Here is a 15,560-nt window from a genome sequence, read left to right as displayed (position 1 = left end):
TCCCTTCGCGACAAGGCAACGAACATGAGTTCCCTCTGGACCGGCCTGCTCTTTCTGCATGGCCACATCACCGACTGGCGGCTGGCGCGACGACTGTCCCACACGCCGACGCCACAGGAACCGGTGCCTGCTGCAGTCCCTGCCATCGATCAGCATCCCGTCCCCCCGCGTCGACGCACGCTGATGCTGCGCTTGTGCCTTGGCATCGGCAGCGGCGAGTTGCATAGGCAATGACCGGCCGGCAACCGAGCTAACGCGGGCCCGGCCAGGGGCCAGAAAGTTTCCCGGCGCATGTCGATTTCCTTCGATCTCGTTCGTCGTCAGTGAAAGCACCTCTTTCTCGACCAAGGCGACCCGCAATGACGTTGAAGCTCTACTTTCACCCCTTTTCCTCCTACTCCCAGAAGGCGCTCGTCGCGCTCTACGAGAACGGCACACCGTTCGAACGGCGCCTGCTGTCGCCCGACCATCCCGAAGTACTGGGGGAATTCGCGGCGTTATGGCCGCTGAAGCGCTTTCCCATGCTGGTGGACGGAAGCCGTACGGTGATCGAGGCGAGCATCATCATCGAGTATCTGGATCTGCATCACCCCGGCCCGGTGCGGCTGGTTCGCGGCGACGCGAAGGACGCGCTGGAAGTGCGGATGATGGACCGCTTCTTCGACAACTACATCTCGACGCCGCAGCAGAAAGTCGTGTTCGACAGCTTGCGACCGGAGGCGGAGCGGGACGCCCGCGGCGTGGCCGACGCGCGCGCGATGCTCGACACCGCTTACGGCTGGCTCGACAAGATCATGGCCGACCGCGAATGGGCGGCCGGCGACCATTTCAGCCTCGCCGACTGCGGCGCCGCGCCGTTCCTGTTCTATGCGGACTGGACCCACCGCATCGACGCGTCGTTCGCCAACGTCATCGCCTACCGCAAGCGACTGCTGGCGCGTCCGTCGTTTGCGCGCGCCGTCGACGAGGCACGCCCGTACCGCCCGCTGTTCCCGCTCGGCGCGCCCAATCGCGATTGATGCATCGCGACCGATCCTTCACCCCCACCTGAGACCGACCATGACGCACATCCCATCCCTCGTTCCCGCCGCCGAGCTGGCGAAACGCAATAGCATGACCTTCCCGAACGAGAGCGCCGACTACCGCCGCGCGCGCAATGCGCTGTTCATCGAGGAGATCGAGCTGCGCCGGCACATCGAACGTGTCGCCGAGCAGCGTCGCGCACTGCCCCCTGGCGGCGAGGCCACCGGCGACTACCGCTTCGAAGGCGAACACGGACCGCTCGATCTCGCCGGCCTGTTCGGCGACAAGCAGACCCTGGTCGTCTACAGCTACATGTTCGGCCCGCAGCGCGAGCGGCCCTGCCCGATGTGCACGTCGCTGCTCAGCGCATGGGACGGCGAGGCGCGCGATATCCAGCAGCGCGTCGCGCTGGCCGTGGTAGCGCGTTCGCCGATCGAGCGCCTTCTCGCCTTCAAGCGGGAACGCGGCTGGCGCGACCTCGCGCTGTATTCCGATACCAACGGCAACTACAGCCGCGATTACCACGGCATCGACAAGAATGGCGGCGACGACGCGGCCTTCACCGTATTCACCCGCCGCGACGGCACCATCCGCCACTTCTGGAGCGGCGAAATGGGCGGCGAAAGCGCCGACCCCGGCCAGGACGCGCGCGGCGCACCCGACCTGATGCCGCTCTGGACCATTCTCGACGTGACACCCGAAGGGCGCGGCACCGACTGGTATCCGAAGCTCGACTACCCGCGCTGATCCAGGCGACTAGCCGCCGGGCGGCGTATCGAACATGTATGGCGTACGTTGCGCCGATGCCCGCTCGCCGAACGCGCGGGCCAACGCCGTCAGATGGCCGTAAGGCAGCAGAGGAACCGTCGCACGGAATGCCAGGTGCTCGATGAGGCAGAAGAGCGACGCCTCGAGCAGGCTGATGTCGCGGGGCGGCATGGCGTCGATGATGGGCGGCAGCCTTTCATCGAGCCACTCCAGCGCATTGCGCATCCCTGCAGCCGACTTGGCGAAGTAGATGCTGTCCGCCGGCAACTTCGCGACCTGCGTGCCGAAAGCGAGCTGCACTTGTGCCTGCATGGCGTGCCAGACGAGTTCCTGCGCATTGCGCGCCGGTAAGTCGCGCAGGTCCTCGGGCCAGACGACCCGACGACGCTCCGGCGCGGACTCCGCCAGCGTGCGACAGATGTTCTCGGCACCGAATACCCTCACATCGCCCAGCTTCAGCACGGGCAGCTTGAGCGCTGGGTTTCCCGCGTAATCGGATGGATTCAGCGACGAAAGATCGTAGACCGGTGCAAACTCGCAGGCCACGCCCAATTCCTCCGCGAACACGCGCACGAGACGCGTGAAGTGCGAACTGCTGCGTCCGACGATGCACGGAACCGGCATCCCGCCGCGGGTGCCATGTTCAACGCTCAAGGCTCTGCGCCTCGAAGAAAATCAGCTTGCTCCTGTCGTCTGCACGGCACTGCTCCCGTCGTGCATTTCGGGCAACTCGACCAACACCCATCTCAGCCATCCTGCTTTCTGGCGGCGGCCTGTCTGCGTTTGGCGGCGCGGGCGCGCTCCGCGGACTGAATGCCATGGGCCTTCAGGATCGCTGAAAGCAGCCCCGGAAAGCGCTGTTCGATCTCGGCGCAGCGGCTGGTGTTGTGCATCTCCACGCCGTGCCGCTCGCTGCGCACCAGCCCCGCTTCCCTGAGTGCGCGGAAGTGCTGTGAAAGCGTGGACTTGGGGATGCTGCGGTCGCTCATCTGCAGGAAGTTCGAGCAGATATTGGTGCAGTTCGAGCCGGCCAGTTCCGCATAGATCGCCACCCGCACGGGATCGGACAAGGCATGCAGGATGCCCTCCACGGTGATGTCTTCGATCGACGGGTGAATCAGCGGCCTCATGGCAGCCATCCTAGCAGCTCTTGATATCTAGTTCTTTAGTTCATAAGTTACGAACTATTGAAGAACAAACCCCCTCCCGCCCCCACACACAGGAAATGTCATGAGCAAGCTCAACGGTAAAGTCGCCATCGTCACCGGCGCATCCAAAGGCATAGGCGCAGCCATTGCCAAGTCGCTGGCTGCCGCAGGCGCGTCGGTGGTCGTCAACTACGCTTCCAGCAAGTCGGGCGCCGAGGCTGTCGTCGCCGAGATCGACGCGGCCGGCGGCAAGGCGGTTTCCGTTCGCGGGGACGTCTCCAAGGCGGCCGATGCGCAGGCCATCGTCGACGCGGCCATCGCGCATTTCGGCCGGCTGGACATTCTCGTCAACAACTCGGGCGTCTACGGCTTTTCCCCGCTCGAGAGCATCACCGAGGAAGACTTCCACCGGCACTTCAACGTCAACGTGCTCGGCCTGCTGCTGACGACCCAGGCCGCCAGCAAGCATCTCGGCGAAGGCTCCAGCATCATCAACATCGGATCGGTCGTCACCCGCATCACCCCGCCGGGCAGCGCGATCTACACCGGCACCAAGGGTGCCGTGGACGCCATCACCGGCGTGCTGTCGCGCGAACTGGGCCCGCGCAAGATCCGTGTCAATGCGCTGAACCCGGGCATGATCGAAACCGAAGGCACCCATGCCGCCGGCTTCATCGGTTCGGACTTCGAAGCCGATGCCGTCTCGCGCACGCCGCTGGGGCGTATCGGTCAGCCCAACGATATCGCTTCGATCGCCGTGTTCCTGGCCTCCGACGATTCCTACTGGCTCACCGGCGAGCAGCTGCTCGCCGGCGGCGGCGTGCGCTGACCGGCAAATCGCGAAGGGCGCATTCCGGCATCGGAATGCGCCCTGCCTGGTCGCATCCACCGCTTGCCGTATCAGGGATGGGTCTCCATCTGGCGCACTTCGCAGGTGATATCCCATTCGTCACCGTGGATCTTCAGAAACCGCTCCGTCCAATGGATGGCCTCCTCCATCGACTTGGTCTCCATCAGCGCATAACCGCCGATCACCTCCTTGGCTTCGGTGAACGGGCCGTCGACCACGCTGATCTTGCCGTGGGAAAGCCGTACACGAACACCTTCCGACGTCGGCCGCAGCCCTGCGGTGTCGAGCATGACCCCGGCCCGGGTCACTTCCTCGAGCAGCTTGCCCATATCGCTCATCAGTTGCTCGCTGGGCTGCAGTCCGCTGTTCTCGTTGATCCTGACTATCGAAAGGAATCGCATAGCTCCATCTCCTGTGACTGTCTGGGGGGACCGTACGCCGGATGGCTGCGCAGCCTGCAAGCACCTCGGCTATCCATGCAACGAATGGCAGGCGGCCGAATCGACATGTGCGGGGAAACCATCTTCCATTACGCGCTCAACGTCTTCGTGCCATTGACCGTCCACCCGTCGTCGTAGCGTGGAACGCATGGCGAATCAGGGCATCGACGCAACCTGACCCTCTTCCGCCGCCGCCGGGCTCGCGCGCAGCATCGCCGCACCGAGCAGCGCGCCCAGCGCGGCGAAACAGGCGCCGACCAAGAAGGCTGCCTGGTAGCCGCCGGCAAGTGCGGCAAGTGGCAGGTGATCGCTCGTCAGCAAACCTTCGCTGCGCGAAGCCGCGAGGCTGGCAAGAATGGCCAGGCCCAACGCACCGCCCATCATGAAGGCCGTGTTGACCACACCTGAAGCCAGACCGGACTCGGATGGCGACACGTCGCTCATGGCGGCCAGCAGCACCGGGTTGAACGCGATGCCGGCGCCCAGGCCGAGCAACACCATGCCGGGCAGGATATCCATCAGGAAATGCCCGTCGACGGGCGCGCGCGCGAACAGCAACAAGCCAGCCGCCGCCAGCAGCAGTCCCGCTGCCAGGGGGCGGCGGATACCGAAACGCATCACCAGTTTCGCCGAGATGCCCAGCGAGAACACGGCCATGATCAGGTTCGCCGGCAGAAAGGCCAGCCCCACTTCCATCGGGTTGTAGCCCAGCACCAGCTGCATATACAGCGCGCAGAGGAAGAACCAGGCAAACATCGCCGCCGCCCACAGCACGCCGACGATATTGGATACCGCCAGATTGCGCAGCTTGAACAGCCGCAGCGGCATCAGTGGCGTGTGCACGCGCGTTTCGATCAGCAGGAACGCCGCCAGCAAGGCGATCGCGATGAGCAGCTGTCCCAGCGTGCGCTGCGATGTCCAGCCCAATTCGTTGCCGTTGACGATCGCGTAAACCGCAAGCATCAGCGCCGCGGTCACGGTCACCGCACCGAGCACATCCAGATGCCGCGACGTCGACCCGCCCGATACCGCCGGCAGCAAGCGCAGGGAAAGCACGACCACGCCGATGCCGATCGGCAGATTGACCAGGAACACCCAATGCCAGCTCAGGCTGCTGGTCAGCACGCCGCCCAGCATCGCGCCGAGGCTGCCGCCGCCGGCGCAGACGAAACCGTAGATGCCCATCGCCTTGGCGCGATCGGCCGCTTCGGTAAACAGATCCATGATCAACGATAACGCCACCGCCGTGACCACGGCTCCGCCCAGCCCTTGCACACAGCGTGCGATGACCAGCACGTCTTGGGTGGCGGACAGCCCGCAGCCCAGCGACGCCAGCGTGAACACCACGATGCCGATCAGGAACAGGCGTCGATGTCCGTACAGATCGCCGAGCCGGCCGCCGAGCAGCAAAAAGCCGCCATAGGTCAGCATGTATGCATTCACCACCCAGGCCAGCGACGTATCGGAGAACTTCAAATCCGTCTTGATCGATGGCAGCGCCACGTTCACGATCGTCGTGTCGAGCACGATCATCAGGACGCCCAGGCACAGGACCGTCAAGGCCAGCCAGCGGCGGTCGTGATGCGCATGCCTGCCTAGTGGCGTCATGGCCGGGGTTTCGGTCGGTGCTGTGTCCATGCATGGGTCTCGTGGATGGCGGGGTCGGCGCTGCCGAACGGGCAGCCTCATTCCAGCGTCGAACGAGCGCCTCCGAAATCGACATGCTCCCGGTCCCGCCAGGGAATCGCGGATAACCCGGCTCCGGCACCTGTATTGGCACACCTTGTGCGCGAACACACGGTGCGCTGAGGTGACAAGATTCGCGCACAAGGTGCGCACCTGCAAACAAATCGGGGTTGTTCAAGGTACCCAGAGCACCATACTGCGCCGAGAGTAAGCAAGGAGGTTACCGGGGCCCTACCCTCTTTTTCCTGCAAACCGAATGCAGGAAGCAGCGCGACGTGCCAGGCACGTCTCAGCCCGACATGCCGTTGTCAGGCGAGAGTGTCGCGACGCGGCAGCCTCCAGCCGGGGCGCACGAAGTGACAGGTGTAACCGTCGGGATAGCGCTCGAGGTAATCCTGATGCTCGGGCTCGGCCTCCCAGAAGTCGCCGGCGGGCGCCAGCTCCGTCGCGACTTTGCCAGGCCACAGGCCGGAGGCATCCACATCGGCGATGGTGTCCTCGGCCACCAGCTTCTGTTCCGTGGACGTGTAGAAAATCGCCGAACGGTAAGAGCTGCCGCGGTCATTGCCCTGCCGGTTCGGCGTGGACGGATCGTGGATCTGGAAAAAGAACTCCAGCAGCGCGCGATAGCTGAGCTTCGACGGATCGAAGATGATTTCGACGCCTTCGGCGTGGCTGCCGTGATGACGGTAAGTCGCGTTCGGCACATCGCCGCCGGTGTAACCCACGCGGGTGGCGATCACGCCGGGATAGCGGCGCAGCAGATCCTGCACACCCCAGAAGCAGCCACCGGCCAGCACGGCACGTTCGGTACTCATCGCACATCCTCCACTTGAGCCAAGTAGTCCGCGTAACCCTCGGCCGCCATGTCGTCGCGGTGGATGAACCGCAGCGAGGCCGAATTGATGCAGTAGCGCAGGCCGCCCCGATCTTTCGGGCCATCGGGAAAGACGTGCCCAAGATGGCTGTCGCCGTGTACCGAGCGCACCTCCGTGCGAACCATGCCGTGCGTGCCGTCGCGCAATTCGTTGACGTTGGCGGGCTCGACCGGCTTGGTGAAACTCGGCCAGCCGCATCCCGACTCGAATTTGTCGGACGAGGCAAACAGCGGCTCGCCCGACACGATGTCGACGTAGATGCCCGGCTGCTTGTTGTCCAGGTACTCGCCGGTGCCGGGCCGCTCGGTGGCATTTTGCTGGGTGACGCGATGCTGCTCGGGCGAGAGCCTCGCGACGGCATCGGGCGTCTTGCTGTACTTGTTCATGGGCTTCTCCTGCTTTGGACAATCATCCCCGGTTCGAACCGATAAACCGATCCAGGCCGGCAACGTCATCCATAGGTTGAATGGTGCATAGATTGGGGCCGACCAGGCGAACCCAACCTGCACACCGATGCATTACGTACCGAAGCGGCGCACGGTTACGTGCCGGGCTCTGTCCACGTGAGGCGCCGCGATCGACGAGCCCCGGATCCGGTCACGTGCCATGGATGCGTACCTTTTCTCTTGTGACCCCCTCCATTGTGGTGCCGAGGCAGGCTACCCGGGAGGGCACTGGCAGCGGGAGACCGACGTCCGGCGCCTGCTTCGATTGCAATGCCGTAACCTGCGCGGCGAAACTCGCATCGGATAAACCTCCACCTGCTCGCCCTCTTCGTCGCATCGCGGCCAACTGCCACCGATGCGGCACAGCTATTTCAGGAGATTGCCCGTCGTGTCCCATTATTCCGGCCCCCTGTTGACGCAGCCCACTGCCGAAGCCCTGCTCACTGCACGCGATGCCGGCGCGGGCGAGTGGACCGGCTCGCTGGACCTGGGGCTATCGAGCGGCAGCGCCTCGCTGGAGATGGACGCGTGGCACTGGCGAGGCCAGCGCTATCCCTATCCGCGCGTGCTGAAGGACCGCACCATCTATTACTGGGACGGCGACGAGTTCGCGTCGGTCTCGCGCTATTCCGGCTCGCTGATCAAGCTGGTGCCTACCGAGTGGGGCGCACCCACCTTCGAGATCGACGGCATCAAGATGCTGCCTACCTCGAAGGAATCGCCGTTCGAGGATGCGCGCCGCAAGGTGGCGCTGATCGAGCCGCACGGCAAGGTGGTGCTCGATACCTGCGGCGGCCTCGGCTACTTCGCTGCCTGCTGTCTGGAGGCGGGCGTGGCACGCATCCTCTCGTTCGAGAAGAATGCCGACGTGCTGTGGCTGCGCACGCTCAATCCGTGGTCGCCCGACCTCGATGAGGTTGACCCGGACGCGGCCGCCGGCGCCGACCGCTTCCAGCTCACCCATGCCGACGTGTCGCAGGCGATCGCGCAGATCGCCGACGCTTCGGTGGACGCGCTGCTGCACGACCCGCCGCGCTTCGGCATCGCCGGCGAGCTGTACTCGCAGATGTTCTACGACCAGCTGGCGCGCGTGCTGCGCCGCGGCGGCCGCCTGTTCCACTACACCGGCAGCCCGAACAAACTCACCAGCGGCCGCGATGTCCCGCGCGAGGTGGAAAAACGGCTTCAGAAAGCCGGCTTCAAGGCTCAGCTCGCGCTGGATGGGGTTCTGGCGACGCGACGTTGAGCCAGGCCGGGTCCAGTCGCTCTTGAACGGCACCGGACCCGCCTCGCGCATGAAGGTCCGCACCGTCACCGCACCCACGCCCTTGAAGCCGCGCAGTCGACGTTCGAAATCCGCGCGACTTTCGGATGCCTCGAAAATTCCGAGGATCCGTCCGTGATACTGATCGATCAGCGTCTCGCACAGCAGCGCGAGCCGATTGGCGATGGACTCGTCGTAACGCGCATAGCCGTCCTCGTCCAGAATCTTCACCAACTCCGCATGGCTGCAATGACACAGCTTGCGCGGCGTATCCCGTTCGTGCGTTTCGACCAGCGCGCGCCAGGTGGCGGCCGCGATCTTCTGCCCGATGCGCTTGCCGAACAGGAAACTGGCGAGAAACCATTTGAACAGGCTTTGCTCGTCGCCCTTCTTCACCGTGATGCCGAGATCGGCGGCAGACATGTATCGACTCATGGGAATGATCTCGATCGTGGCGCTAACGCCCTGACATCCGATGCAAGCGACGATAAGACCGCCCTGCGGATAGTCAGGTGAAAGCCGTATAAACCGCATGAATAGCAGGGACACGGACGGAGGCTCGCAGTTCGACAACACAACGTCGTGCCTGTCGGGGCCTCGACTCGGGTCATGTCGCCCACCTCCTCGGCGCCCTCCCGCTCCCGAAATTGCCCTACCATCAAGCCATGGACACAGCGCCGCTCCCTCCATCGAACGATGCCCGACGCGGCAGCCTGGCATGCGTCGGCATGGGCATGACCCTGGGCTCCCACCTCACTCCACTGGCACGCAGCCAGATCGAGCAGGCGGACGTGGTGTTTGCAGCACTTTCCGATGGCATCGTGGAGCTGTGGCTGGAACGCATGCACCCGGATGTGCGCAGCCTCCAGCCCTATTACGCCGAAGGCAAGTCGCGGATGAAGACTTATCGGCAGTGGGTCGACCTGATGATGGACGAGGTGCGCGCCGGCAAGAGGGTCTGCGGCGTGTTCTACGGTCATCCCGGCATCTTTGCCTGGTCGCCGCACAAGGCCATCGAGGTGGCTCGTGCGGAAGGCTTCAATGCACACATGGAGCCGGGCATTTCCGCCGAGGACTGCCTCTACGCCGACCTGGGGATCGATCCCGGCCGCTTCGGATGCCAGCACTTCGAGGCCAGCCAGCTGCTTTTCTATGAACGGCGAATTGATACCGCCGGCTATCTGGTGCTGTGGCAAGTCGGGCTGGTAGGCGACCTGTCGCTGAAACGCTTTTCCACCGGAGCGGCATACCGTCAGGTACTGGTAGACGTGCTGAGCGCGGACTATCCGCTCGACCACGAGGTGATCGTCTATCGCGGCGCTACCTTGCCGATCCAGAAGCCGCGGGTCCGCCGCATGGCGCTGCGCGACCTGCCCTGCGCCGAACTGACCGCCGAGGAGACGGTCGTGCTACCGCCCGGCGCGGCGTTGAAGCAGAATCCAGCCGTGCGTGAGCGGCTGACAGCACTGGACAAGGAAGCTTCCATCGCCTGACCCACTCCGGTGGTCCGCGGCACTCACCAGTGCGAACACTTTGGAACCACCGTAAACAGGGGAAAAACATGTCGGACACGATCGAACTGCTGGAAGCCATCGGCCGGAACGCCACGCTGCGCCACGCATCCGCGGACGAGCTCGCGCCCATTCTCGAACAGGCGAAGGCATCCGCAGCCCTGAAGTCTGCCGTCGCTGCCGGCGACAGCTCGCTCCTGTCCGAAGAGTTCGGGCACAAGCCGAATCATTCACCGCAGATCTCCAATTCGCCTGGGCATGAGGAGGACGAGCCGGACCATGACGACGACGACAAGCCGCACCATCCATCCGAACCCGGCCACGGTGCGTCGCACAAACATACGCCGCACAAACAATAATCTCGGTCACCGTGCCCATCGACCAGCGGTGCAGACGATGGGGGACCGTTTTGACGGCCCTGTTCTTCTGCGCCCTGATGCAGGCAAGCCACGCCAGCAAAACTCCCGAGATCACCGACGCCGGCGCATTCCTGGACCAAACCGAAAGCCTGCGCATCAAGGATCACCGGCATTTCGCCGAACGGCTGGCGCAGATCCATCGCGAGTCGCCCGCGCTGACGATGGCCGAGCAATGGCATCTGCGCTATCTCGATGCGCTCGAGTCCTCGCTGGAAGGCAATTACGCTGCGGCGGAGAAGCCGCTGCACGAGGTAATCGATCATTCGGGCGATCCGATGCTTGCCGCCAAAGCATCGGCGCTTCTCATGAACAACCTGGCAGTCGAGCGTCGTTACGAAGACGCCTTCAAGCTGGCCCAACAGCTGACCATCGACCTGCCCCGGATCCAGGACAAGACGGTTCGCCTCCAAGTCCTCAGCTACCTGTCGCAGATGTTGAACCTGGCCGGACAGACGGATCTGGCGATCAAGTACGCCCATATGATGGAGGACACCGTTCCTTCGGTCACAAACTCGTGCTACGCGCGCTCCAAGCTGGTCGCCGCGCTCTATAACGCCAAACGGCTCACGTCCTCGAGCCCGGAACTGAAGCAAGTCATTAATACGTGCGAAGCGGCTGGACAGCCCATCTTGACAACGACCGGACAGCTCATCCTCGGCACGCTCTTCCTGGAAGAACACCAGCCTGCCAAGACGTTGTCGCTGCTGGACCGGATAGCGCCCGCCATCCGGCTCAACCAGTACTACCCGCACGCGCTGTCTGCGCAGGCACAGCGAGCCCAGGCGTATGAACAGCTTGGTGAAGATGAATACGCCCGGAAGGCCGCGCTCGCCGCCCTGGCGATGGCCAGCCCGAACGACATCAGCGACTATCTCAAGGATGCCTACGAGGTGCTCTACCGGGTCGCGAAGCGACACGACGATACGGCGTCCGCACTTGTCTACTACGAACACTATGTCGCCCAGAACAAGGGTTCGCTCGATGATGCCGCCGCACAGGCATTGGCCTATCAAACAGTCCAGCAGCGGGTCCTGACCCGCAAGCTGGAAACCGAAGAGCTGAGCAAGCAGAACAGCGTCCTCAAGTTGCAGCAAGCGTTGGATGCCAAGGCTGCGGAGGCCAGCCGGCTCTACATCACGCTGCTGATCATCTTGCTGGCGGCCATCGCATTCTGGCTGTTCCGCACCTTGCACTCGCAGAAGCGCTTCAAGCGCATGGCCATCCGCGACGGCCTCACCGGCATCTTCAACCACCAGCATTTCATCAGCGAGGCCGGTCGAGTCTTGCGTCTCATGGAGAAAAGGCGCGGCCACGCCTGCCTGATGTCGATCGACCTGGACCACTTCAAGCAGGTCAACGATACCCATGGCCACGTCATGGGCGATGCCGTGCTGAAGCATGCCGTCGCCATCTGCCAGCAACACCTGCGGCCCGTCGACTTGTTCGGGCGCCTGGGCGGCGAGGAATTCGGCATACTGCTGCACGAGTGCTGCCACAATCAAGGTATGGATATCGCCAATCAGATCCGGCTAGCCATCGAAGCGTCGCCGATGGAAAAAGACGGAAGCGCCATATCGATTTCCGCCAGCGTCGGCCTGGCCGCCACCGACACTTCCGGCTACGAGCTGCTGCGGCTATGCACGGAAGCCGATGCGGCGCTTTATCGCGCCAAGCGCGCCGGACGCAATCGCGTCATCGCCGATACCGAAAGCGACGGTCTGCTCGAAGCCTGAGGTCTCTAGCGGGTCCGGCGGGATGATCGCCGCTGAAGGAGAGCCCAGGCGCCATGGCGCAAGGCAGCGAACACCACGCCGGCCGCGAGAAGAACGCAAGTTGAGCGGTGCCGCGCACTCGCGAATTGGTGGGAAAGCCCCAGGTCGCGCCGCCCGTTATGGACGCATGCCAACCCACTTGGATCCTGGGCTGGTACGCCGCCGCAACCCTCGCTTCTCGTACCAATGATGGGCATAGGGATTGGTGTTGTAGGGAGGAATCTCCGCGTAGCCGTTTCGGGCATACAGCGCCCGGGCTTCGTCGAGGCTGCGGTTGGTATCCAGCTGCAATACGTCCAGACCGAATTCCACAGCGTGCTTTTCTAGCGCCTCGAGCAGGCGTTGTGCGATACCCATGCCGCGGGCGGAAGGCGCCACCCACATGCGCTTGATCTCGCCTACCCGGCGGCCGGTGACCTTGAGCGCGCCGCAGCCCACCGGCTGTCCGTCCAGCCGCGCGACGAGAAAGATCCCGGCCGGCGGCACGAGCTCCCCGGGATCGGCCGATGTGCTGCGCGCGGGATCGAATCCCGTCTCGAAACGCTCCTCCAATTCGTGGAAATACGCCTCGACGCACAGACGGGCATCGGCACTGCCGGGGTCGGCGGCTTCGATGGCTACCGAGGAGGCGCGCATGAGCCGCTCCACCTCTTCCATCGCCGCGAGCAGGCGCTCGCGCTGTCGGTCGCCCAACGGAGCCAGCAACGAAATGGCGAGATCCTGCGAACGCCGATCCAGCAGGCTCCACTCCTTCCGCCCTTTCGGCGTCAGCGCGACGCGCCGTACCCTGGCATCGTCGGCAGCACGCTGCGACGTCGCCAGGCCTTGTCGCTCCAGCGAGCGCAGCAGCCGGCTGAGATAGCCCGAGTCCAGCGACAGGCGTGCGCGCAGATCGCGTACATTCGCGCCACCCCTGCCGATCTCGAAAAGCAGCCGCGCCTCACCCAGCGGACGGCCGCTGCCGAGGTAGTTGTCGCTGAGCACGCCGATCCGCTCCGTGACCACGCGGTTGAAACGACGGACCTGCCGGAACTGTTCCGTATCCATTGCCTGACTATAGTCAGATAATCGCGCGCGTCAATCCCACGACCGCACTTGCGGTTCGGCACTTCAAGGATGCGATGGGACCGGCCGAAAGCACGCAGCCTGTCCTTCGCCGCCGAGGCCCTGTTCCATGCGGAAGCGTGCGGCCGTATGGCGCCTCGACCGGGGAAATACCGGCCTTGCAGAACGCTACCGTCACACTTCGGCACTGCAGGCACTTCTGGCGTATAAATCTGCCGATCCGTCAGCCAGAGCAGGAATCACGCCCATGAAGTCCTTGTTGAAATTCGCGGTGCTCGCCCTCGTCGCCACCGCTACCTTCGCAACGCCTGCGTTTGCCGCACTGAAGGAAGGCACCCAGGCGCCCGACTTTTCCGCGCCGGCCTATCTCGCCGGCCAGCCCTTCACGTTCAAGCTCGCCGATGCCTTGAAGAACGGCCCCGTAGTGGTCTACTTCTTCCCGGCTGCACACACGGCGGGCTGCAACATCGAGGCGCACCTGTTCTCCGAGGCCATCGACCGGTTCAAGGCGCTGCATGCCACCGTGATCGGCGTCACCGCCGGCAACATCTCGGAGCTGGCGGCTTTCTCGAAGGAAACCGAACACTGCGGCGGCAAGTTCCCGGTCGCGGCCGACGACGGCGCAAAGATCGCCAAGCGATACGACGCCTTGCTGCTCATGCGGCCGGGCTGGTCGAACCGCACCTCGTACGTGATTGCTCCGTCGGGGAAGATCACGCACGTCTATTCGAGCCTCAGCCCGAAGAAGCATGTAAAGGAGACGCTGGACGCGGTGAGGGCGCTCGAAAAATAAGGCGTCGAGGCCGTCGGCTGGAATCCGGGCCTGCCTCCGGCCGGCGGCAGCGCCGCCCGCTCGGCGCGATGATCATTTCGTCCCCGTCCCTGCGTGCTCCCGCGCCAACCTCGCATCGAGCATCTTCGCAGCGGTCGCGGCATAGGTGCGACAGGCGCCGGCGTCGATCAATGGAGCGGCATCGGCATCGGACTTGCGCCCTGCCACTTTCTGCCAGAAGTCGCTGGCGTCGGGGTGCGGCGTGAGCAGGATGTCGCAGGGCAATGCGGCCACGGTGGCTATCGCCTGATGAAACGCCGCGACGTGGCGCGGATGGTCGCTGAAACGGAAGCCGGGTGCACCGATCGGCGTCAGGCTGTCGGCATAGGCCATGCGCAGGCAGCGCCCGCCCGCGCATGAGATCCAGGTCCATGAGGTGCTGCCCTGCGTGTGGCCCGGGGTGTAGTGCGCGGTGATCGCCACATCGCCCAGCCGCGCCACCTCTCCATCGCGCAACACCTTCGCGTGGTGCACCGGCGGATAGTCCGGCATGTCGCCGTACTGGGGATCGTCGCGGTCGGCGCCGCCCAGCGCCATCTCCCGCGCGCCGGCCGCACTGGCCAGCACCTGGGCGCCGCTGTCGCGCTGCAATGCGGCGATGCCGCCGGCATGATCGGAATGCGCGTGCGAGTTGAGTATCCATTTGATGTCGCGCACGCGGAACCCCAGAGCGCGGATGTTTGCCTCGATCAGCGGCACAGACTCCGGCAGGTCGCCGTCGAACAGCGCCAGTCCCTGCCCCGTGTCCAGCAGGATCGAGGACAAACCGTATGGCCCTACGTACCAGGTGTTGCCGTAGATGCGGAACGGCTTCTGCGGTGCATTCCATTGCCGCCGGTCGATGCCATGGGACGCCTTCGGCGGCGGCTGTTCCGCACGGGTGGCCGGCAGGATCAGGCTCAGCATCAGGGTGGGGGCAACCAGCAGGCGTAGAGACATCATGGGAAAGCTCCGTGATCGTAAAGCGCGCAGCATCGCTTCCATACCTGACCCGCGACGGGCGAAATCCTGACGCTTTGCGGACACCCGTCGTGCCGGGCCAGCTCGGCGACGCAGACCACGGGCCATACATCGCGTTTCGATGATCGTCCCGCACTGATCAGGGTCAAGGCAGCGGTTGCGGGGTCCGGGAGATGATGGAGCCGGCGCCGGCACGGCGTCGATGCGATCGAGGAGACCACGATGGAATATCACATCGACATGGACGGCATGAAGCCGGATATGCGCGCCATCGAGGATGTCCTGTACGACCTGGACCCGGCGGTGATCGTGGCCATGGCGCTGGACGGCAACACCCTCAGGATCGCCACTTACATTCCCATGACGGACCTGCTCGGCCTGATCCGGCAGGCGGGCTGCCAGGTGGAGCCGGGCCAGGTGGTGGAGCTGCCATCGATCTGTTGCGGCGGTTGCGGCGGGTAGGCCGCCTGGCCGCCTGAAATGGACGGCCACCTGTCT

General features: G+C 64.4%; 19 protein-coding genes. 11 read left to right on the top strand and 8 right to left on the bottom strand.

Features of this window, described 5'->3' with window-relative positions:
- Positions 1–24 precede the first annotated feature (24 nt).
- The 3 genes from ACFPPB_RS02020 (at position 25) to ACFPPB_RS02010 (ending at position 1,770) form a co-directional block, all read left to right on the top strand.
- Positions 25–234 carry a hypothetical protein gene (locus tag ACFPPB_RS02020; protein ID WP_377323909.1) on the top strand — a complete coding sequence of 70 codons (210 nt, stop codon included), beginning with the start codon at positions 25–27 and terminating at the stop codon, positions 232–234.
- A 125-nt stretch (positions 235–359) separates the two neighbouring features.
- The gene (locus ACFPPB_RS02015) at positions 360–1,019 is read left to right on the top strand and encodes a glutathione S-transferase family protein (RefSeq protein ID WP_377323907.1); all 660 of its coding nucleotides are present in this window, start codon (positions 360–362) and stop codon (positions 1,017–1,019) included.
- 40 nt (positions 1,020–1,059) lie between these two features.
- Positions 1,060–1,770: a DUF899 family protein gene (locus ACFPPB_RS02010; RefSeq protein ID WP_377323905.1), complete on the top strand. Its 711-nt coding sequence runs from the start codon at positions 1,060–1,062 to the stop codon at positions 1,768–1,770.
- A gap of 9 nt (positions 1,771–1,779) precedes the next feature.
- On the opposite strand, the gene ACFPPB_RS02005 is transcribed toward ACFPPB_RS02010, so the two are convergent.
- Complete coding sequence (locus tag ACFPPB_RS02005; protein WP_377323903.1) at positions 1,780–2,445, bottom strand: glutathione S-transferase family protein; 666 nt, start codon at positions 2,443–2,445, stop codon at positions 1,780–1,782.
- A gap of 92 nt (positions 2,446–2,537) precedes the next feature.
- A complete protein-coding gene (locus ACFPPB_RS02000; protein ID WP_377323901.1) occupies positions 2,538–2,921 on the bottom strand; it encodes an ArsR/SmtB family transcription factor in 384 nt (127 codons plus the stop codon).
- Between the two features lie 100 nt (positions 2,922–3,021).
- Here ACFPPB_RS02000 and ACFPPB_RS01995 point away from each other — a divergent pair, with 100 nt between their 5' ends.
- The gene (locus ACFPPB_RS01995; RefSeq protein WP_377323899.1) at positions 3,022–3,768 is read left to right on the top strand and encodes a glucose 1-dehydrogenase; all 747 of its coding nucleotides are present in this window, start codon (positions 3,022–3,024) and stop codon (positions 3,766–3,768) included.
- 71 nt (positions 3,769–3,839) lie between these two features.
- Here ACFPPB_RS01995 and ACFPPB_RS01990 read toward each other — a convergent pair whose 3' ends face one another.
- The 4 genes from ACFPPB_RS01990 to msrB all read right to left on the bottom strand — a co-directional run bounded on the left by ACFPPB_RS01990 (position 3,840) and on the right by msrB (position 7,179).
- The gene (locus ACFPPB_RS01990) at positions 3,840–4,190 is read right to left on the bottom strand and encodes a YciI family protein (RefSeq protein WP_377323897.1); all 351 of its coding nucleotides are present in this window, start codon (positions 4,188–4,190) and stop codon (positions 3,840–3,842) included.
- 195 nt (positions 4,191–4,385) lie between these two features.
- Positions 4,386–5,867, bottom strand: a complete 1,482-nt coding sequence (locus tag ACFPPB_RS01985; RefSeq protein WP_377323895.1) for an MFS transporter — start codon at positions 5,865–5,867, stop codon at positions 4,386–4,388.
- A 356-nt stretch (positions 5,868–6,223) separates the two neighbouring features.
- A complete protein-coding gene (gene msrA / locus ACFPPB_RS01980; protein ID WP_377323893.1) occupies positions 6,224–6,733 on the bottom strand; it encodes a peptide-methionine (S)-S-oxide reductase MsrA in 510 nt (169 codons plus the stop codon).
- Entirely contained in the window at positions 6,730–7,179 is a 450-nt protein-coding gene (gene msrB / locus ACFPPB_RS01975) for a peptide-methionine (R)-S-oxide reductase MsrB (protein ID WP_377323891.1), read from the bottom strand. The genes msrA and msrB overlap by 4 nt, the downstream gene beginning before the upstream one ends.
- A gap of 415 nt (positions 7,180–7,594) precedes the next feature.
- Between msrB and ACFPPB_RS01970 the strand changes: the two genes are divergently transcribed.
- The 5 genes from ACFPPB_RS01970 to ACFPPB_RS01950 all read left to right on the top strand — a co-directional run bounded on the left by ACFPPB_RS01970 (position 7,595) and on the right by ACFPPB_RS01950 (position 12,166).
- Entirely contained in the window at positions 7,595–8,485 is an 891-nt protein-coding gene (locus tag ACFPPB_RS01970) for a class I SAM-dependent methyltransferase (protein WP_377323889.1), read from the top strand.
- Positions 8,486–8,638: 153 nt separating this feature from the next.
- Positions 8,639–9,019, top strand: coding sequence for a hypothetical protein (locus ACFPPB_RS01965; protein ID WP_377323887.1), 381 nt, complete (start codon positions 8,639–8,641; stop codon positions 9,017–9,019).
- Positions 9,020–9,168: 149 nt separating this feature from the next.
- A complete protein-coding gene (locus tag ACFPPB_RS01960; protein ID WP_377323885.1) occupies positions 9,169–9,996 on the top strand; it encodes an SAM-dependent methyltransferase in 828 nt (275 codons plus the stop codon).
- Positions 9,997–10,064: 68 nt separating this feature from the next.
- Positions 10,065–10,373 carry a hypothetical protein gene (locus tag ACFPPB_RS01955; protein WP_377323883.1) on the top strand — a complete coding sequence of 103 codons (309 nt, stop codon included), beginning with the start codon at positions 10,065–10,067 and terminating at the stop codon, positions 10,371–10,373.
- A gap of 50 nt (positions 10,374–10,423) precedes the next feature.
- Positions 10,424–12,166, top strand: a complete 1,743-nt coding sequence (locus ACFPPB_RS01950) for a GGDEF domain-containing protein (protein ID WP_377323881.1) — start codon at positions 10,424–10,426, stop codon at positions 12,164–12,166.
- Between the two features lie 156 nt (positions 12,167–12,322).
- Here the strand turns inward: ACFPPB_RS01950 and ACFPPB_RS01945 are convergent, their stop codons facing one another.
- Complete coding sequence (locus tag ACFPPB_RS01945) at positions 12,323–13,252, bottom strand: bifunctional helix-turn-helix transcriptional regulator/GNAT family N-acetyltransferase (RefSeq protein WP_377323879.1); 930 nt, start codon at positions 13,250–13,252, stop codon at positions 12,323–12,325.
- 265 nt (positions 13,253–13,517) lie between these two features.
- Between ACFPPB_RS01945 and ACFPPB_RS01940 the strand changes: the two genes are divergently transcribed.
- On the top strand, positions 13,518–14,063 hold the full coding sequence (locus ACFPPB_RS01940; protein ID WP_377324469.1) for a peroxiredoxin: 546 nt from the start codon (positions 13,518–13,520) through the stop codon (positions 14,061–14,063).
- 72 nt (positions 14,064–14,135) lie between these two features.
- On the opposite strand, the gene bla is transcribed toward ACFPPB_RS01940, so the two are convergent.
- Positions 14,136–15,044 carry a subclass B3 metallo-beta-lactamase gene (gene bla, locus ACFPPB_RS01935; RefSeq protein WP_377323877.1) on the bottom strand — a complete coding sequence of 303 codons (909 nt, stop codon included), beginning with the start codon at positions 15,042–15,044 and terminating at the stop codon, positions 14,136–14,138.
- Positions 15,045–15,284: 240 nt separating this feature from the next.
- Between bla and ACFPPB_RS01930 the strand changes: the two genes are divergently transcribed.
- The gene (locus ACFPPB_RS01930; protein ID WP_377323875.1) at positions 15,285–15,524 is read left to right on the top strand and encodes a hypothetical protein; all 240 of its coding nucleotides are present in this window, start codon (positions 15,285–15,287) and stop codon (positions 15,522–15,524) included.
- Positions 15,525–15,560 lie beyond the last annotated feature (36 nt).

The organism is Rhodanobacter terrae (assembly GCF_042657005.1).
GTDB lineage: Bacteria > Pseudomonadota > Gammaproteobacteria > Xanthomonadales > Rhodanobacteraceae > Rhodanobacter > Rhodanobacter terrae.
The sequence above is the reverse complement of the archived record's forward strand: the minus strand, read 5'-3'. Positions and strand labels throughout refer to the sequence as shown.

Excerpts from the sequence above, each read along its gene's own strand:
- ACFPPB_RS02020 (WP_377323909.1), top strand. The coding sequence starts at position 25 with ATGAGTTCCCTCTGGACCGGCCTGCTCTTTCTGCATGGCCACATCACC.
- ACFPPB_RS02015 (WP_377323907.1), top strand. The coding sequence starts at position 360 with ATGACGTTGAAGCTCTACTTTCACCCCTTTTCCTCCTACTCCCAGAAG.
- ACFPPB_RS02010 (WP_377323905.1), top strand. The coding sequence starts at position 1,060 with ATGACGCACATCCCATCCCTCGTTCCCGCCGCCGAGCTGGCGAAACGC.
- ACFPPB_RS02000 (WP_377323901.1), bottom strand. The coding sequence starts at position 2,921 with ATGAGGCCGCTGATTCACCCGTCGATCGAAGACATCACCGTGGAGGGC.
- ACFPPB_RS01995 (WP_377323899.1), top strand. The coding sequence starts at position 3,022 with ATGAGCAAGCTCAACGGTAAAGTCGCCATCGTCACCGGCGCATCCAAA.
- ACFPPB_RS01990 (WP_377323897.1), bottom strand. The coding sequence starts at position 4,190 with ATGCGATTCCTTTCGATAGTCAGGATCAACGAGAACAGCGGACTGCAG.
- ACFPPB_RS01985 (WP_377323895.1), bottom strand. The coding sequence starts at position 5,867 with ATGGACACAGCACCGACCGAAACCCCGGCCATGACGCCACTAGGCAGG.
- msrA (WP_377323893.1), bottom strand. The coding sequence starts at position 6,733 with ATGAGTACCGAACGTGCCGTGCTGGCCGGTGGCTGCTTCTGGGGTGTG.
- msrB (WP_377323891.1), bottom strand. The coding sequence starts at position 7,179 with ATGAACAAGTACAGCAAGACGCCCGATGCCGTCGCGAGGCTCTCGCCC.
- ACFPPB_RS01970 (WP_377323889.1), top strand. The coding sequence starts at position 7,595 with ATGCGGCACAGCTATTTCAGGAGATTGCCCGTCGTGTCCCATTATTCC.
- ACFPPB_RS01960 (WP_377323885.1), top strand. The coding sequence starts at position 9,169 with ATGGACACAGCGCCGCTCCCTCCATCGAACGATGCCCGACGCGGCAGC.
- ACFPPB_RS01955 (WP_377323883.1), top strand. The coding sequence starts at position 10,065 with ATGTCGGACACGATCGAACTGCTGGAAGCCATCGGCCGGAACGCCACG.
- ACFPPB_RS01945 (WP_377323879.1), bottom strand. The coding sequence starts at position 13,252 with ATGGATACGGAACAGTTCCGGCAGGTCCGTCGTTTCAACCGCGTGGTC.
- ACFPPB_RS01940 (WP_377324469.1), top strand. The coding sequence starts at position 13,518 with ATGAAGTCCTTGTTGAAATTCGCGGTGCTCGCCCTCGTCGCCACCGCT.
- bla (WP_377323877.1), bottom strand. The coding sequence starts at position 15,044 with ATGATGTCTCTACGCCTGCTGGTTGCCCCCACCCTGATGCTGAGCCTG.
- ACFPPB_RS01930 (WP_377323875.1), top strand. The coding sequence starts at position 15,285 with ATGGAATATCACATCGACATGGACGGCATGAAGCCGGATATGCGCGCC.